Below are 19,622 nucleotides of genomic sequence, written 5' to 3' on the forward strand. Positions count from 1 at the left end.
CAACTAGAATAGTCAAATTAACGACAGATTTCAATCACTTTGCGTAATTCATTTTAATTCTGTGTTAATCCATTCATCAATCTGTTTCACCATACCACCAAACGCGCGGGCATCTGTGAACGATGGCAACTCAGCAAGCAATGCTTGTTTTGGCATCTTCATACCGGCTAAATGATTACGGACGATTAAATAACTTTTTGCCGCCTGTTCTTGTTTGAACATCGTGAGCGGCAACTGCAAAATACCGATCACATGCGCTTTTGATTCGAAGTACTGTTTCAACTTCCCTTCCGTATCATGCTGGAACAGACCGTTCGGAATGACGAAGACACCGAATCCACCTGGTTTGACGTATTGCATCGCCTGTTCAATCAACAAGAAATGACTATAGCTCATGCCTTCGTCTCGTTTCAAGATGTAAGAAGCGGCAGCCTCTTCATCCGGATAATAACCGACAGGAAGATCGGCCATCGCAAGATCAACTGGATCTAACAATAATGGTCGTAACGCATCCTGATGGGTATACGTGACTGGATAGTCGAGTAATTCCGTTACCGCTGCTGATAAACGAATCAATGTCTCATCTACCTCGACCGCCTCAGCGGCTGTACCTGTTGAAAGCTGACTTAAGACAGCATGTAACATGCCACCCGTCCCACTCCCCAACTCAAGTAATCGGATGTCCTCCTTACCTACCAATTTCCCGATTAGATAACCAGCAAACAAAGCGACACTGTCTGGCGTCGGCAAATGGTTCGGTTGCGCTTGTTTCATCCCTTCTAAAATAGCAAGCGACACTGCCTTCCGAATGACCTCTTTATCTACATTTTCAGTATGACGATCGTTCAATCGATCAATCACCGTCGTCAACGCTTCTAAATAGGGCATATCAAGATCACGTTCGATTTGTTTTGTTTGACGTGTTAATTCCTTATATAACTTTTCTAACGGCTCCATGTACGTCATCCTCTCCAAAACGAAACGGCCCCCCGTAGAGCAGGAGCCGTTTCTATCATTAGTTCCATTGTAACGCTTCAGCGGCGTTTGTAAACCATTCTTACTTCGCTTCACGCGCTGCAGCGAGTGCTGCTTCAAAATTGACTTCGTCTGTTGATTCTTCAAGATATTCCACGTACGTGATCTCGTTGTTTGAATCAAGAACGAAAACAGAACGTGCAAGCAGGCGTAATTCTTCGATGGCTACGCCATACTGTGTACCGAATGAAAGATCGCGGTGATCAGACAACGTCACGACTTGATCAAGACCGCTTGATGCGCACCAGCGACGTTGTGCGAACGGAAGATCGTTTGAGATCGTCATGACCGTCACACCTTCGATTGTTGCTGCTTCTTCATTGAATTTGCGTGTCTGCGCATCACAAACGCCTGTATCGATTGATGGGACGACGCTGATGATTCGAACACCTTGATATGTATCACGTGTTACCGGTGATAAGTCGTTAGCTAACACTTGAAAGTCAGGTGCTGTTTGTCCGACTTGAACCGCTGTACCTTGAAGTGTGATTGGATTTCCTTTAAACGTTGCCATATGAATTCCCCATTTCCCCTGATTGGATATACTGTATTTTCTATTTAACTATAGGAATGATCTGCGAAGATGGCAAGCATTCTGCCATAATTGATGGACTTCAGTACCCGTCTTTCCAAAAAACAGGTATAATGAAAGAGTTCATGAAACGCTTTCAAGGGGGAATTGACCATGGCTCGAAATAATGTCTACCTGTACTACCGAAATACACAAAGACACGAGACGCAGGTGCGAAAGTTGATTGATGTCGGTACACGATACGGACTGAACGTCGTCCAAGATCATCGACAAGCAAACATCATCGTCTCGATTGGTGGAGATGGGGCTTTCTTGCAAGCGGCACGCTTCACAGGTTTCCGTGATGATGCCATCTATGTTGGATTCGCTGAAGGACCAAACTCGTTCTACTGTGATTTTGATATCAATGATCTTTCGGCGGTCGAAGCGATCTTTAAAGAGACAGGCAACCGTGTCTCGGATGGTGAAATCGAAGTACGTCGTTATCCACTGCTCGAAGCATCCATCAACGGTGGACCACCGATGCTCTGTCTGAACGAATGTTCCGTGAAGTCGAGCATCATCAAATCACTCGCGATCGAAGTCTATATCGATGACTTCCTGTTTGAGACATTCCGCGGGGATGGAATGGTCATCTCAACACCGACGGGTTCTACGGCTTATAACAAGTCGCTTTCTGGTGCGATCGTCGATCCATTGATCCACTGTCTCCAAGTCAGCGAGATTGCTTCGGTCAACAATAACCGGTACCGGACACTCGGTTCTGCTTTCTTACTGAATCGTGGACGGAAACTTTCGTTACGCATCATCGAAGATGGGAATGATTATCCGATCATCGGGATGGACAACGAAGCACTCAGCCTGACACGAACGGATTCAGTCGATATCCAGCTTTCTGAAAAAGAACTGAAAACCGTCAAACTGACGAATAATACATTTTGGCATAAGATTCAACGCTCGTTCTTATGACAATAAAAAAATCTGCCTCCTCGGGGCAGATTTTTTTATTGCGTCTTCCGTTACGTCACCCTTTATACTCCAATCAAAGGAGGTACACAACTGATGTATTCCACTCAGGAAATCGCCAAACTGACCGGCGTCACAAAACGAACACTTTATCATTATGAAACGATCGGTCTCCTCGTGCCAAAGCGTACCGATGCCGGTCACCGAAGTTACAGCAGGGAGGATCTTTTACGTTTACAACAAATCCTGCTCTATCGCTCTCTTGACTTCCCACTGTCAGAAATCCAAAGATTACTCACGCAATCTGATTCCAATCATCATAAGACACTGAAAAAGCAGATCGTACTCCTTCAAGAAAAAGCTTCGCATTATCAAATGCTCGCTCGACTCGCTGAACAGACATTACTCACGTTAAAAGGAGGACTCCCCATGAAAGACGAACAATTATTCCGTGGTTTACGGCATGATGAGATCGTTACGCATGAAAAGCAACATGCAGATGAAGTCCAGCAACACTATGGTGACACCGACGCCTATCGGATGAGTGCCAAAAGACAAAAACACCGTACTCCGAATGAGAAAGAACAACTGAGCACCATGCACAAACAGCTCGATCAGCGCTTGACGGTCCTTTACCGTGACGGGCGCATGACTACGGATCCAGACGTTAAACAAGTCGTCAAAGATCAACATGACTTCATCGATACGTACTATTACCCATGCGCATTATCTCTCTTTGCCTCACTCGGTCAGATGTATGTGTCTGACGAACGATTCCGTGCCTATTACGATGCGTATGCCCCTGGACTATCCACGTTCTATTCGGAAGCTATTTCACACTATACGCAAACATCACACTAACGCGGCTTCCGCCTGATAAACGGTTTTTCCAGCTTGGACCGTCTCGACCAAACGGTTATTCAAGATGGCTTCCCCACGCAAGCGATAGAAGTCTTCTTCAAAGATGACGAAGTCGGCATCATAGCCTGGTAAGAGCAATCCTTTTCGACCATGTGTTTCCGTCGCGAGATGTGGATTTTTCGTAAAGAGCAATAAGGCTTCAAACATCGATAACGTCTCGTTCGTTTTATTGACACGCCCTGCCGTTCCTTCGGTTGCTGCATAAAGCGATCGTCGGACATCGGGGTCAGAGATCGGCGCATCTGCTCCGCCGCACAATAATGCGCCGGTCTCAGCTAACGAACGTAAGCGATAACTCCAGTCTAAGCGGTTCAACCCGAGTCGATCGACGATGAAATCGGCGTCATCCAGTAAAAAGACCGGTTGGACGTCAATCAAGACCGGTAACTTCCGAATTCGCGCAAGCGTTTCTGGTCGGACGACCGTCGCATGAATGATGCGATCTCGTTTCCCTTTTGGCGCAGGATACTTCTCGAGCACCTGTACGAACCGCTCGATCGCTAAATCCCCGATGACGTGTGCCGCGACTGTGAACCCGTAACTACGTGCACGTTTGACGAGTTGCTCGAGTTGTTCTGGCGTATGCACTTCAATACCACGTGTCGTCGGATCATCGGAATAACCACGACCGAGAAGAGCTGTTCGTCCTCCGAGAGCGCCGTCGACGAACAGTTTCATCGCACCAATTGACATCGTTGACGGTAAAGTAGGTTGTTGTTGCACGAACTCATCAATGACAAGATGATGCACGAGCAAATGCGTATGGAAGCCTGTCTCTTGCGTCACTTCCTTATAAGCTTGCAAGATGTCCGCGACATCACCGTGATACGACAAGTCTTCTGTGTGTGCCGCAATGATGCCGTATTGGTATAAGTTCTTAATCGCTGACCGGAGGGACGATTTATTCCGCTCCAAGTTTCCAGCTTGTAACGCATATAAAGGTTCAAGCGCCGCATCGTACAAGAATCCGTCAGCTTCACCATTATCCGATATACCGACCTTTCCACCTTCGATGACAGTCGACGCTTTATATCCGAGCTGTTGGAACAAGACATCATTGACGAGTGCTGTATGTCGGTCTGTCCGTTTCAACAAGGCAGGTGCGTCAGGGAACAACTGATTGAGCCATGCTTTCGTTGGTGCACGATCAAGCTTCGTTTCGTCATAGCCTTCTGCCACATGGATCCCATTGACTGGTTCTGCCTTAAGGAAAGCTTGTCCTAACGCTTCAAGCGTCGTATAACGCGAGGCATCGACACGATTGATCGCTTCCCCGTAGCCGATCAGATGAATATGCGCATCCGTAAAGGCTGGATATACAGCTTTTCCGTTCAAGTCGTGAATCTGATCAATACGTCTACCGAAACGTCGACGTAGTTTTCCTTCTTCTCCCATTGCAATGATCCGCGTCTTTTCGACGAACATCGCTGAATGGACATCCTCTTCATGTGCCATCGTTCGAATCAATCCGTTTACGTATAGTGTTCCCATTCCACTCACTCCTCTTTTTACAAAAATAGGGTGACCATGACGGTCACCCTGAATTGTCGATCCTGATTTAAACGTGCAATGTTTCCTCTGGTGCACACGACCGTTTAATACGTTCGATCGCGGCCGGATCGTATTCATTTAGGACACGTTCCGCTAAGACAATCGTTCGTTCATAGTCTCCCGCTAAGAACTTCGTTTCCGCGATCGTCAGCGACATATGTATCTCGTTGTCGTGGCGACGGTACCGGTTCGCATACTGTACGAGCCGTTCGGCATACGTGACTTCGAACACTAATGTATCTAACCGTTCTTGCACATGTTTAAACGTTTCTTGGACGTCTTGACTTTGTGCGACGATCGATCGGACGTTAAACGGTAACTCCTCTAACCGTGTCTCAAGCGTCTGCAGTGAACGATTCGCATTTCGGAGTGCTTCTTCCACTTCAGCCGGTAAATTCGGTAATCCGAGTCGTTTCAGACGGAGACGTGTCTGCGACAGCTGATGACGCCATTCGACGATTCGTTCGCGAACTTCCGTCTCTTCTTTTCGAAGTGCCTGGAGTTCGACCGTAAAGCGTTCGTACTGAATCATCAACTGTTCTTCGAGGCGAATCGCATCGCGCATCTGATCTTCGAGCATACTGAACGGAATGATTTTTCCGGCAATCGACTCATCGAGATCTTTTGCAGCTTCAAACAGTAGCTCTTCGTCACGCTGGATCGTCTCATAATGAATCCCTAAATCTGCTGAGATTTCATATTTTTCACGTAAGATGCTGAATTCTTGTGCCAATTGATGAATCCGTTCACGCATCCGTAGCGCTTTTTGTTTCAAGAATTGATTTTCTTTTTTCACTTGATGACGCGCATCGACCTCACGACGGAATGTATCATACATTTGATCAACATCGGCCGATAACTGTTGAATCGCCTCTTCCAGCCCGTCGACTTCTAGCATTTCGATTTTCTCAGAGAGGCTCAGACGTTGTTCCTCGAACCGTTTGATCTCGGATTGGAGACCGAGTGGTTCAAGTGGGTACCCATCTAACGACATCTCCTTATAGCCCGCTCCAAGCTGATCAATCCGTTGACGCAATTCATGAGCGAGAATCTTCCATTGTTTCGGTACGAGTTCGACGAGTTGACGCGTCGTTGCTACTTCTTGCTCGAGTAACAAGCTTGTTTCATACGCCTTCGTCACTTCACCTGAAGCTTCGTACTGACACATCTCATTCCAGTGCGCGTCGATCTGTTCACTTCGTTCTTCCAGACGCGCAAGCGCCGGACCGAATGAGTTCGCTTGAATCAATAATGATTTCCGAACTTGCCCTGAATCGGCTTCCCCTTGCGCTTTCAGTTCAGCTAGAACCGATTGATTCGTTTTGAACGTCGACATCTCGACGAGCATCTCATCGATCAATCCTTCGAGTTCCGCAATCAATTGTTCCGTTACTTCGAGGTCATTCTTGACGGCGATGAACCGATATTTATCGAGCGCTTCCTCCGCCCGGTAAAGGGTTTCATCGATTTGGGCGACGTGGACCGTTAATAACTCTTCCCACGCTTGATGCCAGGAGCTGAACTTCGTCTCCGTCTCACCCGCCATCGGTAGTTGCTTTAAGTCCTGCAACTCCTTTGGAATCGATGCACTGACGATGCCTTGTTTGCGCATATCAAGTTCATCGATTTTCGTGTAGTATTTTTTTCGACTGATCATGCTAAATAGCATGACGAGTAATACGATGACGATGACTCCGATCACCCATGCCCACATTTGTCACGACCTCCACTCTGTCCTACGACTTTAGATTTTCTCTAAATCGCAATAATCTTATCCTTATAATAGTATAGCGCAACCGTTTTGCATAGATTTACAAGGGCTTTTCCTGATTTCTTCCGCTGTTTTGAATCCATTTTCCAAAAATCAATTGTTTGTCAGCTACGCAAAAACTCGTTAAACTAAAAAAAATATGCTTTTCATGGGAGGAATTTTTATTATGTTCGAAACAAAGACATATGAAGGTGACCGGACGAAACAATACGACATGCTCTCAAAACAACTTGATGCGCTATTAATGGGAGAAGACAATCAAGTTGCGAACTTATCGAATGCGAGCGCGTTGCTCAACCAGTTCCTCGACCGTATCAACTGGGTCGGCTTCTATTTGACGGATACGGAGCAAAACCAACTTGTCCTCGGACCGTTCCAAGGACTTCCAGCATGTGTCCGTATTCCATTCGGTCGTGGTGTCTGCGGAACATCTGCAGCAGAGCAAACGACACAACGAATCGAAGATGTGCATCAGTTCCCAGGTCACATCGCATGTGATGCGGCTTCGAATTCAGAAATCGTCATTCCACTCGTCAAAAACGGACAAACAATCGGCGTCCTCGATATCGATAGCCCAGAATTCAATCGTTTTGACGAAGTCGACCAAGCTGGTCTAGAAGCATTCTGTACGACTCTGCTTCGCCATCTGTAATTCTGATTGACAGTCGATTGTCCACACCGTATACTTGTAAAAGTGCAGAAATGATAACGATAGCGGTCAAATCGCTTACGTATCACATTTCATGACTCGGTGAATAACCGGAGGGGCATCGTGTAACTTTGCTATCAAGCGAGGGTGCCACATCATGAAATGGGCGTAATGTGGGTTTGATGGCGTTATTATTTTTATGCAAATAATAACGAACAATAAGGAGGAGTCTTATTATGGCTCGCTATACAGGTCCAGCTTGGAAACTCTCACGTCGTCTCGGTATCTCACTTACTGAAACAGGAAAAGAAATCGCAAAACGCCCTTACGCACCAGGTCAACACGGTAACAGCCGTCGTAAAGTATCTGAGTACGGTCTTCAACTTCAAGCGAAGCAAACACTTCGTCACATGTACGGAGTAAACGAACGCCAATTCAACCGTATCTTCAACGATGCTGGCAAAATGCCTGGTATCCACGGTGAGAACTTCATGTTCTTACTCGAAGCACGTCTTGATAACGTCGTTTACCGTATGGGTATGGCTCGTACACGTCGTGCTGCTCGTCAGCTCGTCAACCACGGTCACATCCAAGTTGATGGACAACGCGTTGATATCCCATCATTCCGCGTGAAACCAGGTCAAACGATCTCAGTTCGCGAAAAATCGAAGAACTTTGTCGTTATCAAAGAAGCACTCGAAGTTGCTCCAGCAACTAAAGACTTCGTTACTTTCGATGCTGAGAAGCTCGAAGGAACATTCGTCCGTCTTCCTGAGCGTTCTGAATTGAACGATCAAATCCAAGAACAACTCGTCGTCGAGTACTACTCACGTTAATCGATTGTTCCAGCACTCACTTCGGTGGGTGCTTTTTTTATGCCTATGACTAAAATGTATACCTGGTCTTAAAAAAAGAGTGACGTCATTCATCCGTTTGTGTTAACCTTTATATATACATAGTTAACACAAATAGAAAAGAGGACTTCATTCATGAAAACAAGAGATTTAACATTCATCGCCCTTGGTGCTGCCATCATCGCAGCCGTCAGCTCTTTGCCACAAATCCAACTTGTCGGCGCTGTTCCAATCACGCTCCAGATGCTTGCGATCATGACAGTCAGTGCCATCCTTGGAGGCAAACGTGGCGGACTCGCTGTATTGATTTTCTTATTACTCGCAGCAGCTGGTCTACCGGTGCTTGGCGGAAAAGGTGGACTTGCTCCATTCGTCGGACCAACCGTTGGGTATTTGATTGCCTTTCCGATTGCCGGTTTCTTCATCGGTCTTGTTGCAGAAAAAACGCGACGCTTCGTTCCCCTCTTCATCGGGATGATCGTCTTTGGTCTTGGTTTAGTCTACCTACTTGGCACATTTGGTCTAATGGCTGTACTCGATCTCTCGTTCAAAGATGCTTTTGCGATTAACTATCCTTTCGTCTTATGGGATACAATCAAAGCTGTCATCGCCACGACGATTGCCGTTCGTTTGTTGCCACTCCGTTTATTCCGAACAGCTTAAAAAAAACGCTCTCTGCATCTAAGTGCAGGGAGCGTTTCTTATATCATCAAGCATGCTCGACGACGAAGTATTTTTTCTTTCCGCGACGTACGATCGTAAAGCGACCGATTGCATCAGCTTCCGTGATTTCTTTCGTTAAATCTTGCTCGCGTTCTCCGTTCAGGTAGATCGCACCGTTTGTTACGTCTTCACGTGCTTGACGTTTTGACGGACTGATCTTCGCCTCAACGAGAACGTCGACGAGGTTTGTCGCTTCACCGAGTGTAAAGCGTGGCATTCCTTTGAACGCATCTTCGATATCTTCGACTTGCAACGATTTAATATCTCCACTAAAGAGTGCCGTCGTAATACGTTGTGCTTGTGTCAGCCCTTCTTCACCATGGACGAGAACGGTCATCTCTTCTGCGAGACGACGTTGTGCGACACGCTTCTCTGGTGCTGCCTTGACTTCTTCTGCGAGCGCATCAAGTTCTTCGTGCGTTAAGAACGTGAAGTATTTCAGGAACTTGATGACGTCAAGATCGTCAACGTTGAACCAGAACTGGTAGAACTCGTACGGTGATGTTTTGTCAGCATCTAACCAAACCGCACCACCTGCTGTCTTACCGAACTTTTGACCGTCTGCTTTTGTAACGAGCGGTACCGTCAATCCGAATGCTTTTTCTTCATGACCCGCACGACGAATCAATTCCATCCCTGCTGTGATGTTCCCCCACTGGTCACTCCCTCCGACTTGAAGGCGGCATCCTTTGTCTTCGTAGAGTTTCAAGAAGTCAAACGATTGAAGTAGCATGTATGAGAACTCAGTGAATGAGATCCCATTTTGAAGTCGTGAGTCAACAGAGTCTTTCGCAAGCATGTAGCTGACCGGGAAGTGTTTTCCGATATCACGTAAGAAATCGATGATCGTCAAATCTTTCGTCCAGTCCAGGTTATTGGCGATCGTGACCGGGTTTTCTCCTTCAAGTGGTAAGAAACGTGACAACTGGTCCTTAATCCGATTCGCGAACTCTTCGACGATATCCGATGTATTCAACGAACGTTCTGTTGCGCGACCACTTGGGTCTCCGATCATTCCCGTTGCTCCACCAACGAGACCTACGACATGGTGTCCTGCTTGTTGGAATCGTTTTAAGACTAAAATCGGCAACAAGTGTCCGATGTGCAATGAATCAGCTGTTGGATCGAAACCCGTGTATAGCGTTGTTGGTGTCTCGAGTAATGTCTTCAATCCTTCTTCATCCGTCATTTGGTTAATTAAACCGCGAAATTCTAAATCCTCTAATAACGTCATTGTGTCTCCTCCTAAAGTTCACTTTTAACAATAAAAAACCGTCCCTTCGTCTAAGACGAAGGGACGGAAGATTCCGTGGTACCACCCTGATTGCCCTTTACATAAAAGGACCACTTGGTTCGTTGATAACGGGACGGACCGCTTGATTTCTCAAGAAACTCCCGGAAGCGTAATTCGTAAGTTCACTGTGTCCTAGTTCGCAGCACCACTAGGTCTCTGTCACAGGGAGTGACTTACTACTGTATTCCGATCATGGTTTAACGTAATATATGAAAATAAGATGGTTTCATGATACGTCGAAGGCGAATCCGCTGTCAAGTCCGATTTCACTGGTGGATTTATGGTATAATACGTCTATCTGTGATTTAATATTAATTTACACCTAAGTTTAAGATGCAAAGGAGATCATTTATGCGCGAGAACTGGTTCAAGTTTTGGAATCACCCCCGGACGAAAGCCGTTCGGCACTGGTCGAATATCACATACGATGTTTCGTGGAACATCATTTTATTCCTCATCATAGCAGTCCTTCTCATCGGCAGCTTCTCTGTCGGAGCGGCTGGAGGATATTTCGCTTCCCTCGTCAAAGATACGAAAGCACCACCTTTGACTGAGATGAGACAAGAAGTGAACAGTTATGCGGTGACAAGTCAAATTTATTGGGGAAGTGGCGAAAAGCTGACGAACATCTCAACGGATGAAGAACGTCAGCCGGTTGATATCAAGAATATCTCCCCTTATTTAATTGATGCGCTTCTATCAACGGAAGACGTAGATTTTTATCAACATGATGGAGTCGTTCCAAAAGCGACTTTACGAGCAGTCTTACAAGAATTGACGAATTCAGCGTCACGCACCGGCGGAAGTACGCTGACACAACAATTAATTAAAAACCAAATCCTGACGAACGAAGTTTCATTCGAACGGAAAGCAAAAGAGATCATCTTAGCGCTCCGCCTTGAAAATGCGATGTCAAAAGATGAAATTTTACAGGCATATTTGAATGTCGTCTCATTCGGACGAAATTCACTCGGGCGTAACATCGCTGGTATCGAAGCTGCCTCCCAAGGGGTCTTCAACAAATCAGCGAAAAAACTGACGTTACCACAAGCAGCTTTCCTCGCTGGTATTCCGAAAAACCCTTACTACTACACACCTTATCTACAGGGCGGTGTCGTCAAAAAGGACTTGACGCCAAGTGTCAATCGGATGAAGACCGTGTTGAAGCGAATGTATGTCGCAAAAAACATTACGAAAGAACAATATGAAAAAGCAATCAAACACGACATCACGAAAGACTTCGCGAAACAGTCGAAACGTTCGCGTGACACGTATCCGTATGTCTATGATTTAGCAGAACGTGAAGCGACGAAGATCATGACGAAGTACTTGATGAAACAAGATGGTGTGAAAGAAGACGAAGTCAAACCGTCTGAACTGGCAGAAGTCCGGGCAAACTATCAAGATCAAGCACTGGTTGCACTCCGTCAAGGTGGATACAAAGTTCATATGACGCTAGATAAAAAAATTCATGAATCGATGCAACAACCTGCGAAGAACAATGGGAACTTCCCTGGCGGCATGCAGTACAAACAAGTCGTCGATCCGAAAACGAAAAAAACCGTTTCGAAACAAGATCCAGAAGAGACAGCTGCGGTCATGGTTCAGAATGAGACGGGTCGTATTCTCGGATTCGTTGGTGGACGTTACCTTGATGGAAAAGCCGATGATTTCAACCGAGCATTCCAAGCGAAACGTCAAATCGGGTCAACGGCAAAACCAATTCTCGTCTATTCGAACGGGATTGAAAATCGTTTAATCACTCCGGCATCTACCGTCAATGATGAAGAGTACTACTATCAGACCGTACCACGTCAACCAGGCGATCGTCCGATCAAGAACGAAGGTGGACGTTATCGTGGAAACGTGACGGTTCGTACAGCACTTGAACTCTCATTGAACGTACCTGCCGTTAAGATTTACGAGAAGATGAACATGTCGAACTCGATTCAAAAACTCGTCGATATGGGTGTTGAAGTACCGGATGCGATTCGTTATGCTCCTTCTGCGGCACTCGGAACGATGGAGATCACACCGGTCGAACTTGCTGGTGCTTACGCGACACTCGCCAACTATGGTGAATTCGTGCAACCATACGTCATTTCGAAAATTACGAAAGACGGAAAAGATATCTATAAAGCAAAACCGAAGAAAAAACGAATTTATGAACCACGAACAGCTTACCTGACGCTTGATATGATGCGTGGCGTCTTCTCAAAAGGTACAGCAACGTTTGCAAAAAGTCGATTAAACGTTCCTGGAGATTGGGCTGGTAAGACAGGTACGACGAACGATGTTAAAGACTCTTACCTTGTCGGTTCCACTCCTGGTGTAACGCTTGCCGTTTGGACAGGACACGATCAGAACAACTCGCTCATCGGTCCAACGACGTATTACCAACGAACACAAACGCTGTGGTCACAAATGGCGAATGCGACGTATGCCGCGAACAGTAGCTACTTCAAATCCGGTGCCCGCTTCACGCAACCATCTTCTGTAACAGCAAACGACTTTAAAAACAGTGGTCGCTTCAAAGAAGAAGATAAGAAGAAAAAAGCGGAAGAAGCAAAGAAAAAAGCCGAAGCGAAGAAAAAGAAAGAAGCAGAAGAAAAGAAAAAAGAAGCGGACGCACAGAAGAAAGAAGAGCAACAAAAAGAACAAGATCAGGCTAAAGAAAAAGCTGAAGCTGATGCCAAGAAAAAAGCAGCCGACGACGCAAAACGTGCTGCCGACGCAAAAGCAAAAGCCGAAGCAGAGGCAAAAAAGAAAGCGGAAGCGGACGCTAAGCAAAAAGAAGCTGATGCTAAGAAGAAAGAAGCAGAGGCAAAGAAACAACAAGAACAACAGAAGAAACAAGATGAAAAGAAAAACGATGCTGCTTCTGAAAACTAACAAAAAGGATGAATCACCTGTCACGGTGATTCATCCTTTTTTCGTTCAATCTTCCATCGTCGACAGATCGCCTGTTTCAAGATTCAACTCCCATGCTTTCAGAACACGGCGCATGATTTTACCACTTCGTGTCTTCGGCAACTTATCTCGGAAATCGATTTCTCTCGGTGCTGCGTGAGCAGCAAGCCCCTCTTTGACGAATGCTTGGATTTCTTGTTTTAGCTCATCTGTCGGCTCGTAACCATCACGCAAGGCAATGAATGCCTTGATGATTTCACCGCGGACTGGATCTGGTTTCCCGATGACTCCAGCTTCTGCGACTGCTGGATGCTCGACGAGACGACTTTCGACCTCGAACGGACCAACCCGTTCTCCAGCTGTCATGATGACGTCATCGACACGTCCTTGGAACCAGAAGTAACCTTCGTCATCCATATAAGCAGAATCCCCTGAGACATACCATCCTTTAAAGAAATACGATTCATATTTCTGCGGATTGTTCCAAATTTGGCGCATCATCGATGGCCATGGTGTTTTTAAGGCAAGGTTCCCCATCCGGAATGGCGGTAATTCATTTCCTTGATCATCAATGATCGCGGCCTGAGTTCCTGGAATCGGTTTCCCCATTGATCCCGGTTTGATGTCCATCGACTTGTAGTTACAAATCATCATCGCGCCTGTCTCCGTCATCCACCATGTATCATGAATCCGTTGATCAAAGGCTTCTTTCCCCCAACGAATGACTTCCGGGTTCAACGGTTCTCCGACAGACAATACATGACGAAGACTCGAGAGGTCATGATGATTTGCAACATCTGCTCCCGCTCCCATCAACATCCGGAAAGCCGTTGGTGCGCTATACCAGACCGTTACCTTATACTTCTCGATGACACTGTACCAGAAATCCGGATTGAAGCGTCCACCGACGACGATGTTCGTCGCCCCATTCAAGAATGGTGCAAAGATACCGTAACTTGTACCTGTGACCCACCCCGGGTCAGCCGTACACCAATAGACATCATCTTCTTGGAGATCAAGTACCCATCGGCCTGTCATTAAATGCTGAATCATCGCATTTTGAACATGGAGCACACCTTTTGGTTTCCCTGTCGATCCTGAAGTGTAATGCAGGATCAATCCGTCTTCGCGATCCAACCAGACCGGTTCGAATACATCGGATGCTTGCTCGAACGCTTGGCGGAAATCGAGTAATGTGTCCGATTCTTCGACATCTTCGTCGACAAGCACTACCTTTTCAAGTGATTCCAGTTCCCCAACTGGAACACGTGGGAGCAGTGCCTTCGTCGTCACGAGTAACTTCGCTTCAGAATCAAGCAGGCGATCACGGACCGCTTGTTCCATGAATGCTTCAAATAACGGACCAACGATCGCTCCTACCTTCAGTGCACCAAGCAAAGCAAAATACAATTCCGGTGAACGTGGCATGAAGATGAAAATACGGTCACCCGTTTTGACCCCTGCATCGATTAATACGTTTGCCGCTTTATTCGTCAATCGTTTCATATCTGCATATGTGAAGCGTTGTTCCGTCGTTCCATCAAAATAGATCAGCGCATCCTTGTTCGCCCGCTCGCCTTCTGCGTGGCGGTCGATTGCTTCATGAGCCATGTTGACTTTCCCCGTTGTCGCCCATGAAAAGTACTGCTCAGCATCTTTCCAGTCGTACGTGTTCGTTTCATCATATTCTGCTAACCAATGCTTCCCCGGAAGCGCTTTCAAAACTTTCATGTCTCGTTCCTCCCCTTCTATGTTTTCCTCTTTATTATAAGCTAGTTATCCGTCAGTTCAATCCATTTGCCGTCAATTTGTTAAAAAATCCCTCTCTTTGCTCAAGCGCTTTCGTCTATAATGAATAGGAAGGTGGTGACGCTTACATGTTTGAAAAACAATTCAATCATCGGACGCACGAAACATCACTCGGTCCTGTCGACATCGAAGGTCCCGTACCGAGTCAAACACTAGCAACGTATACACTCGATTCAGGGTTGACGGCTTTTCGTCCACCCGCTGAACAACATCAAGCGCTCGTTGAGATTGCGGATCTTGAAGAAGGACGGATCATCGTCGCTCGTCAAGGAACGGAAATCATCGGTTATGTGACTTACTTATACCCTGATCCCTATGAAACGTGGAGTGAAGGAAACAATCCGTACATCTTGGAACTCGGAGCGATTGAAGTCTCCTCTCGGTTCCGCGGACAACAGATCGGTAAAAAATTACTTGAAATCTCCATGCTGGACCCCGCCATGGAACACTATTTGATTTTAACGACTGAATATTATTGGCATTGGGACCTAAAAGGGAGCGGACTATCGGTCTGGGATTACCGGAAGATCATGGAGAAGATGATGAACCATGGTGGTCTCGTCTTCTTCCCGACCGACGATCCGGAAATCGCCTCCCATCCTGCCAACTGCCTGATGGCGCGTATCGGAAAACACGTCTCACCTGAAGTCGTCGCTCATTTTGATGCGCTACGCTTGAGAAGACGTTTCATGTATGACTGAGCTCGAGGAGGAATCGTCATGTTAATCGAACAAATCATGAATACGACGTGCATCACGATGCAACCGACGAATTCCATCGCGCATGCGGTTGAACTCATGCAACGTCATCAGATTCGTCATATTCTCGTCGTCAATGCCCGTCATGAACTCGTCGGTCTTGTCGGACTAAAGGAAATTCAAAGTGCAAGTAGCATCTTTCATCCGGATACGGCAAAACAAGACCTACAGTATCCGGTCTCAAGCATCATGATTGAAAGTCCTGTCACGGCCCACCCGCTCGATTTTCTCGAAGATGCGGCTGTGCTGTTTTATGAATATCGATTGACGTGTCTGCCAATCGTCCGCGGTCGACGTCTTGTCGGTGTCGTCACGGAAACGGATTTGTTACGGACATTCGTTCAATTGACGGGTGCACTCGAACCAAGTTCTCAAATCGAAATCCGTGTTGAAAACACTGCTGGAACATTAGCAAAAATTGCCGCACTGCTTGCCAAAACGAATATCAATATCTTAAATGTACTCGTGTATCCAACAGACGATCCGTATGTCCGGATCGTTGCGTTTCGTGTCCAGACGATGAATCCGATTCGGATCATCGAAAAGTTGCGCAAAGAAGGATTCGATGTACTTGGACCGGATGTGAGCAGATGAAGGATTTTGCCTATCTGTACAGTCCTGAAGAAGCGACTTATCGGTTTTCGGAGACACATCCATTTAATCCGATTCGTCTCGAATTAACCGTTTCCTTACTTGAAGCGATGCATCAATTAGATGATGTTCCTTGTATCGCGCCGCGTCATGCGACCGATGAAGAACTGGCACTCGTTCATGATCAGGATTATATTGCTGCAGTCAAAGCAGCCGGGACCGGTGCATTAACGCCACTTAAAGCCCAAATGTATGGGTTAGGAACAGAAGATACCCCTTTGTTCCAGGGGATGCATTCGGGCGCTTCTCTCCTTGTCGGCGGCACGATCGAAGCATGTGACCTCGTCTTATCTGGTCAATATAAGCGAACCTTTCATATCGGTGGTGGATTGCATCACGGATTCCGAGGACGTGCCTCTGGTTTTTGTGTCTATAACGATACCGCTGTCGCCATGGCAGCCATGATTGAAAAATATCACTGTAAAATTCTTTATGTCGATACGGACGCCCATCATGGCGATGGGGTGCAATGGGCCTTTTATAATCGAAAGGACGTCATGACGTTATCGCTCCACGAAACAGGTCGCTATTTGTTTCCAGGAACGGGAATGGTGACGGAACGGGGATCTGAAGAAGGGTATGGATTTAGTTGGAACGTGCCACTGGACGCCTTTACGGAAGATGATTCGTTTTTACTCGCGTATGAGACGGCACTCTTTGAAGCCTGTGAATTGTTCCAACCGGATCTCATCATTACGCAAAATGGTGCCGATGCACACGCGCTTGATCCATTGACTCATCTATCCTTAACGATGAAAAGTTATGAACAGATACCTCAAATCGCCGTCGCTGCAGCAAATAAATATACGAATGGAAAAATCGTTGCTTTAGGAGGCGGCGGCTATGACTGGTATCGTGTCGTTCCCCGCGCGTGGAGTCAAGTTTTTGCTGCCATGACCGGACAAGCTCCGTTTCGTGGAGAGATTCCTATTTCATGGCAAGGACGTTGGAGTGGAGAAGAAACACCCCCGCCAACACACTGGCATGATCCAACGCCACTCTACCCGGCCATTCCGCGACGACCTGAAATCGAAGAAAAAAATTGGGAAACCGTCAAACGATTGATTTGGCCGTTCGTTAGCGATGAGCGTAAGAGACAATTGACTACGACTTCCCCCTACTCCGTTGATTAATTGACTTTGTATCTTCACATTTATTTCGTTCGGAGTTCACAACTTGTTGCTATACTAAATATGGAATTTTTACTTAGTAAATGAATAATAGTTGGGGGAATCATCATGAAAAAGGCATGGCTTTATTCCGGTCTTATTCTGTCGACGGGGATCGTACTCGCAGGATGTGGCAATGAAAAACAGGCAATGGATCACGATAACATGCAAGGGTCAGGAAAACCGACGGTCGAAGTCAACGTCAATGTTCCAGCCAAGACAATGGAAGAAGATAAAGTTGTTTTTAAAGCGTCAGCTGTCGAACAAAAGAAACCAGTTAACCTTGAAGACGTGACATTTGAAGTGTGGGAAGCCGGAAAACAAGATGGTGCCCATCAAAAGTTCAAGGCAACCTTGAAAAAGACAGGTTCTTATCAAGCAGAAGCAAAACTTGCTGAAGGGGAATATGAAGGACTGTATCATATCAATGATAAAAAAGGACTCCATCATATGGATAAGATCTCATTCGTCGTCATGGATCATTCACATGAAAAAGAGGAAGCATCGCACGAGCATGGACATGATCACGAAGCCGTCGACGGTCTGTCTGTCCATTACATGGGCGCAACAAAAGCGAAAGCTGGTGCTGAACTCCCCGTCTCCTTTCATGTTTTCCTTGATGGGAAACCGCTAAAGGCGAACGTACAAGTGGAAGTCATTGAAACCGGCATGGAAAAGCATACCTATGTTCCTTTAGAAAAAAAGGGTGATGCGTACAGCGGGAAAGTGACATTGACTGCACCTGGTCAGACGACGGTTCGACTCCATGTCGAAAATGATCAACTTCACCATCATCAAGATGAACTTATTACCGTCGCAAAATAAAAAAACGTCTCTTTTTTCAAGCAGCTTGCTTGAGAGAAGAGACGTTTTTTCGATTAAGGGCGTGTCGAATCCCGTTGTTCGATTCGGTGTGGTAATGTAACATCGTTCGTTTCAATTTCTTCTTTGTTCAAGATTTTCGTCAATAGACGCATCGAGACTGCTCCGATATCATACATCGGTTGAACGACAGTCGTCAGTTTCGGACGAATCATCGTCGCAAGACGTGTGTTATCGTGTCCAATGACTTCGAAGTCTTCCGGTACACGGTGTCCAGCATCCTGTAAGGCATGGATAACACCAAGAGCCATCTCATCCGTTCCCGCAAAAATCGCGCGTGGGCAATCTTCTCCAAGTTCAAGCAATTGATTCATCGCCTTCATTCCTGAATCATACGTATAGTTTCCAAGGACGACATTTTGCTCGTTAAACGGAAGATTTGCTTCTTCAAGTGCTCGGCGATAACCCGCAAATTTCTTTTCACCATTGATTTGCTGTTCGAGTGGTCCAGTGATAAACCCGATCCGTTCATGTCCACGGTCGATCAAAGACTTCACAGCATCGTGCGCAGCACTCTCATAGTCGATGTTGACGGCAGGAAGATCATAATCTTGATTCAACGTTGCAGCAAGAACGATTGGTACCGGTGATGTTTTAAACTCACGAACGAGATCCTCATGCAGACGTCCGCCCATGAAGATGATTCCATCCACCTGTTTCCCAAGTAATGTATTGAGCAAATGAATCTCTTTTTCCCGGTTTTGGTCGGAGTTACACAAAATGATGTTGTATTTATACATTGTCGCGACATCTTCAATTCCGCGTGCTAAATCCGCAAAGAAGATGTTCGAGATATCGGGCACGATGACACCGACCGTCGTTGTTTTTTTACTTGCCAGTCCACGGGCAACAGCATTCGGACGATAACCAAGCTGTTCGATTGCGTCTTGGACCTTTTTTCGTGTGGATGGTTTAACATTCGGGTTTCCGTTGACGACACGCGATACGGTCGCCATCGAAACAGCAGCCTCTCGCGCGACATCGTAAATCGTAATATTACTATTCAAAACAAATTCCTCCTTTAGTATGATCCATCTCAAGTGTTTTCATTTCGTTTTCATTTTTAGGCAACACGAAAGGAAGACAGGAAAAGATAGTTTTCTTTTCCCATTCTTCCTTCATTGTAAAACGTTTTCATTCGCTTTAG

Annotated in this window: 17 protein-coding genes and 1 other annotated feature; of the genes, 10 read left to right on the forward strand and 7 right to left on the reverse strand. The window is 46.2% G+C overall.

Annotated features, from left to right (window positions below; translation table 11 throughout):
• Window positions 1-48 precede the first annotated feature (48 nt).
• Both ACZGCQ_RS08830 and tpx read right to left on the reverse strand, forming a co-directional pair.
• Window positions 49-957, reverse strand: coding sequence for a class I SAM-dependent methyltransferase (locus ACZGCQ_RS08830; RefSeq protein ID WP_047393526.1), 909 nt, complete (start codon window positions 955-957; stop codon window positions 49-51).
• A 100-nt stretch (window positions 958-1,057) separates the two neighbouring features.
• The gene (gene tpx, locus ACZGCQ_RS08835; protein WP_148662037.1) at window positions 1,058-1,555 is read right to left on the reverse strand and encodes a thiol peroxidase; all 498 of its coding nucleotides are present in this window, start codon (window positions 1,553-1,555) and stop codon (window positions 1,058-1,060) included.
• 165 nt (window positions 1,556-1,720) lie between these two features.
• Between tpx and ACZGCQ_RS08840 the strand changes: the two genes are divergently transcribed.
• Both ACZGCQ_RS08840 and ACZGCQ_RS08845 read left to right on the forward strand, forming a co-directional pair.
• Window positions 1,721-2,536 carry an NAD kinase gene (locus ACZGCQ_RS08840; protein WP_023469054.1) on the forward strand — a complete coding sequence of 272 codons (816 nt, stop codon included), beginning with the start codon at window positions 1,721-1,723 and terminating at the stop codon, window positions 2,534-2,536.
• A 93-nt stretch (window positions 2,537-2,629) separates the two neighbouring features.
• Complete coding sequence (locus ACZGCQ_RS08845; protein ID WP_481266043.1) at window positions 2,630-3,394, forward strand: MerR family transcriptional regulator; 765 nt, start codon at window positions 2,630-2,632, stop codon at window positions 3,392-3,394.
• Here the strand turns inward: ACZGCQ_RS08845 and ACZGCQ_RS08850 are convergent.
• Window positions 3,386-4,945, reverse strand: coding sequence for an amidohydrolase (locus tag ACZGCQ_RS08850; protein WP_029342348.1), 1,560 nt, complete (start codon window positions 4,943-4,945; stop codon window positions 3,386-3,388). The two genes, ACZGCQ_RS08845 and ACZGCQ_RS08850, sit on opposite strands and share 9 nt — an antisense overlap.
• Before the next feature lie 67 nt (window positions 4,946-5,012).
• On the reverse strand, window positions 5,013-6,719 hold the full coding sequence (ezrA, locus tag ACZGCQ_RS08855; protein ID WP_064299501.1) for a septation ring formation regulator EzrA: 1,707 nt from the start codon (window positions 6,717-6,719) through the stop codon (window positions 5,013-5,015).
• 223 nt (window positions 6,720-6,942) lie between these two features.
• Between ezrA and ACZGCQ_RS08860 the strand changes: the two genes are divergently transcribed.
• From ACZGCQ_RS08860 to ACZGCQ_RS08870, 3 genes are all read left to right on the forward strand, one after another.
• Entirely contained in the window at window positions 6,943-7,428 is a 486-nt protein-coding gene (locus ACZGCQ_RS08860) for a GAF domain-containing protein (RefSeq protein WP_481266044.1), read from the forward strand.
• 233 nt (window positions 7,429-7,661) lie between these two features.
• Complete coding sequence (gene rpsD / locus ACZGCQ_RS08865; RefSeq protein WP_023469059.1) at window positions 7,662-8,261, forward strand: 30S ribosomal protein S4; 600 nt, start codon at window positions 7,662-7,664, stop codon at window positions 8,259-8,261.
• A gap of 153 nt (window positions 8,262-8,414) precedes the next feature.
• Window positions 8,415-8,942, forward strand: a complete 528-nt coding sequence (locus ACZGCQ_RS08870; protein WP_023469060.1) for a biotin transporter BioY — start codon at window positions 8,415-8,417, stop codon at window positions 8,940-8,942.
• A gap of 46 nt (window positions 8,943-8,988) precedes the next feature.
• Here ACZGCQ_RS08870 and tyrS read toward each other — a convergent pair whose 3' ends face one another.
• Window positions 8,989-10,236 carry a tyrosine--tRNA ligase gene (gene tyrS / locus ACZGCQ_RS08875; RefSeq protein WP_029342350.1) on the reverse strand — a complete coding sequence of 416 codons (1,248 nt, stop codon included), beginning with the start codon at window positions 10,234-10,236 and terminating at the stop codon, window positions 8,989-8,991.
• Window positions 10,237-10,292: 56 nt separating this feature from the next.
• Window positions 10,293-10,499, reverse strand: a binding site (T-box leader).
• Between the two features lie 148 nt (window positions 10,500-10,647).
• Between tyrS and ACZGCQ_RS08880 the strand changes: the two genes are divergently transcribed.
• Window positions 10,648-13,188 (forward strand): transglycosylase domain-containing protein, encoded by a 2,541-nt coding sequence (locus ACZGCQ_RS08880; protein WP_481266045.1) that lies wholly within the window; start codon window positions 10,648-10,650, stop codon window positions 13,186-13,188.
• 45 nt (window positions 13,189-13,233) lie between these two features.
• Here ACZGCQ_RS08880 and acsA read toward each other — a convergent pair whose 3' ends face one another.
• Window positions 13,234-14,937 (reverse strand): acetate--CoA ligase, encoded by a 1,704-nt coding sequence (gene acsA, locus ACZGCQ_RS08885; protein WP_481266046.1) that lies wholly within the window; start codon window positions 14,935-14,937, stop codon window positions 13,234-13,236.
• Between the two features lie 146 nt (window positions 14,938-15,083).
• Here acsA and ACZGCQ_RS08890 point away from each other — a divergent pair, with 146 nt between their 5' ends.
• From ACZGCQ_RS08890 to ACZGCQ_RS08905, 4 genes are all read left to right on the forward strand, one after another.
• A complete protein-coding gene (locus tag ACZGCQ_RS08890; RefSeq protein ID WP_023469064.1) occupies window positions 15,084-15,716 on the forward strand; it encodes a GNAT family N-acetyltransferase in 633 nt (210 codons plus the stop codon).
• A gap of 18 nt (window positions 15,717-15,734) precedes the next feature.
• A complete protein-coding gene (locus ACZGCQ_RS08895) occupies window positions 15,735-16,367 on the forward strand; it encodes an acetoin utilization AcuB family protein (RefSeq protein ID WP_035396507.1) in 633 nt (210 codons plus the stop codon).
• On the forward strand, window positions 16,364-17,557 hold the full coding sequence (locus tag ACZGCQ_RS08900; RefSeq protein ID WP_481266047.1) for an acetoin utilization protein AcuC: 1,194 nt from the start codon (window positions 16,364-16,366) through the stop codon (window positions 17,555-17,557). The genes ACZGCQ_RS08895 and ACZGCQ_RS08900 overlap by 4 nt, the downstream gene beginning before the upstream one ends.
• 105 nt (window positions 17,558-17,662) lie before the next feature.
• The gene (locus ACZGCQ_RS08905; RefSeq protein ID WP_481266048.1) at window positions 17,663-18,418 is read left to right on the forward strand and encodes a maltotransferase domain-containing protein; all 756 of its coding nucleotides are present in this window, start codon (window positions 17,663-17,665) and stop codon (window positions 18,416-18,418) included.
• Between the two features lie 53 nt (window positions 18,419-18,471).
• On the opposite strand, the gene ccpA is transcribed toward ACZGCQ_RS08905, so the two are convergent.
• Window positions 18,472-19,482, reverse strand: coding sequence for a catabolite control protein A (gene ccpA / locus ACZGCQ_RS08910; protein WP_023469068.1), 1,011 nt, complete (start codon window positions 19,480-19,482; stop codon window positions 18,472-18,474).
• Window positions 19,483-19,622: the final 140 nt, after the last annotated feature.

The organism is Exiguobacterium sp. HSB13, assembly GCF_056764755.1.

What these genes read in the sequence shown, in the direction of transcription:
- ACZGCQ_RS08850 (WP_029342348.1), bottom strand. Translation starts at nt 4,945, where the DNA reads ATGGGAACACTATACGTAAACGGATTGATTCGAACGATGGCACATGAA.
- ACZGCQ_RS08870 (WP_023469060.1), top strand. Translation starts at nt 8,415, where the DNA reads ATGAAAACAAGAGATTTAACATTCATCGCCCTTGGTGCTGCCATCATC.
- ACZGCQ_RS08900 (WP_481266047.1), top strand. Translation starts at nt 16,364, where the DNA reads ATGAAGGATTTTGCCTATCTGTACAGTCCTGAAGAAGCGACTTATCGG.
- ezrA (WP_064299501.1), bottom strand. Translation starts at nt 6,719, where the DNA reads ATGTGGGCATGGGTGATCGGAGTCATCGTCATCGTATTACTCGTCATG.
- acsA (WP_481266046.1), bottom strand. Translation starts at nt 14,937, where the DNA reads ATGAAAGTTTTGAAAGCGCTTCCGGGGAAGCATTGGTTAGCAGAATAT.
- ACZGCQ_RS08880 (WP_481266045.1), top strand. Translation starts at nt 10,648, where the DNA reads ATGCGCGAGAACTGGTTCAAGTTTTGGAATCACCCCCGGACGAAAGCC.
- ACZGCQ_RS08840 (WP_023469054.1), top strand. Translation starts at nt 1,721, where the DNA reads ATGGCTCGAAATAATGTCTACCTGTACTACCGAAATACACAAAGACAC.
- ACZGCQ_RS08860 (WP_481266044.1), top strand. Translation starts at nt 6,943, where the DNA reads ATGTTCGAAACAAAGACATATGAAGGTGACCGGACGAAACAATACGAC.
- ACZGCQ_RS08830 (WP_047393526.1), bottom strand. Translation starts at nt 957, where the DNA reads ATGGAGCCGTTAGAAAAGTTATATAAGGAATTAACACGTCAAACAAAA.
- ACZGCQ_RS08845 (WP_481266043.1), top strand. Translation starts at nt 2,630, where the DNA reads ATGTATTCCACTCAGGAAATCGCCAAACTGACCGGCGTCACAAAACGA.
- ACZGCQ_RS08890 (WP_023469064.1), top strand. Translation starts at nt 15,084, where the DNA reads ATGTTTGAAAAACAATTCAATCATCGGACGCACGAAACATCACTCGGT.
- tyrS (WP_029342350.1), bottom strand. Translation starts at nt 10,236, where the DNA reads ATGACGTTATTAGAGGATTTAGAATTTCGCGGTTTAATTAACCAAATG.
- ACZGCQ_RS08905 (WP_481266048.1), top strand. Translation starts at nt 17,663, where the DNA reads ATGAAAAAGGCATGGCTTTATTCCGGTCTTATTCTGTCGACGGGGATC.
- rpsD (WP_023469059.1), top strand. Translation starts at nt 7,662, where the DNA reads ATGGCTCGCTATACAGGTCCAGCTTGGAAACTCTCACGTCGTCTCGGT.
- ACZGCQ_RS08895 (WP_035396507.1), top strand. Translation starts at nt 15,735, where the DNA reads ATGTTAATCGAACAAATCATGAATACGACGTGCATCACGATGCAACCG.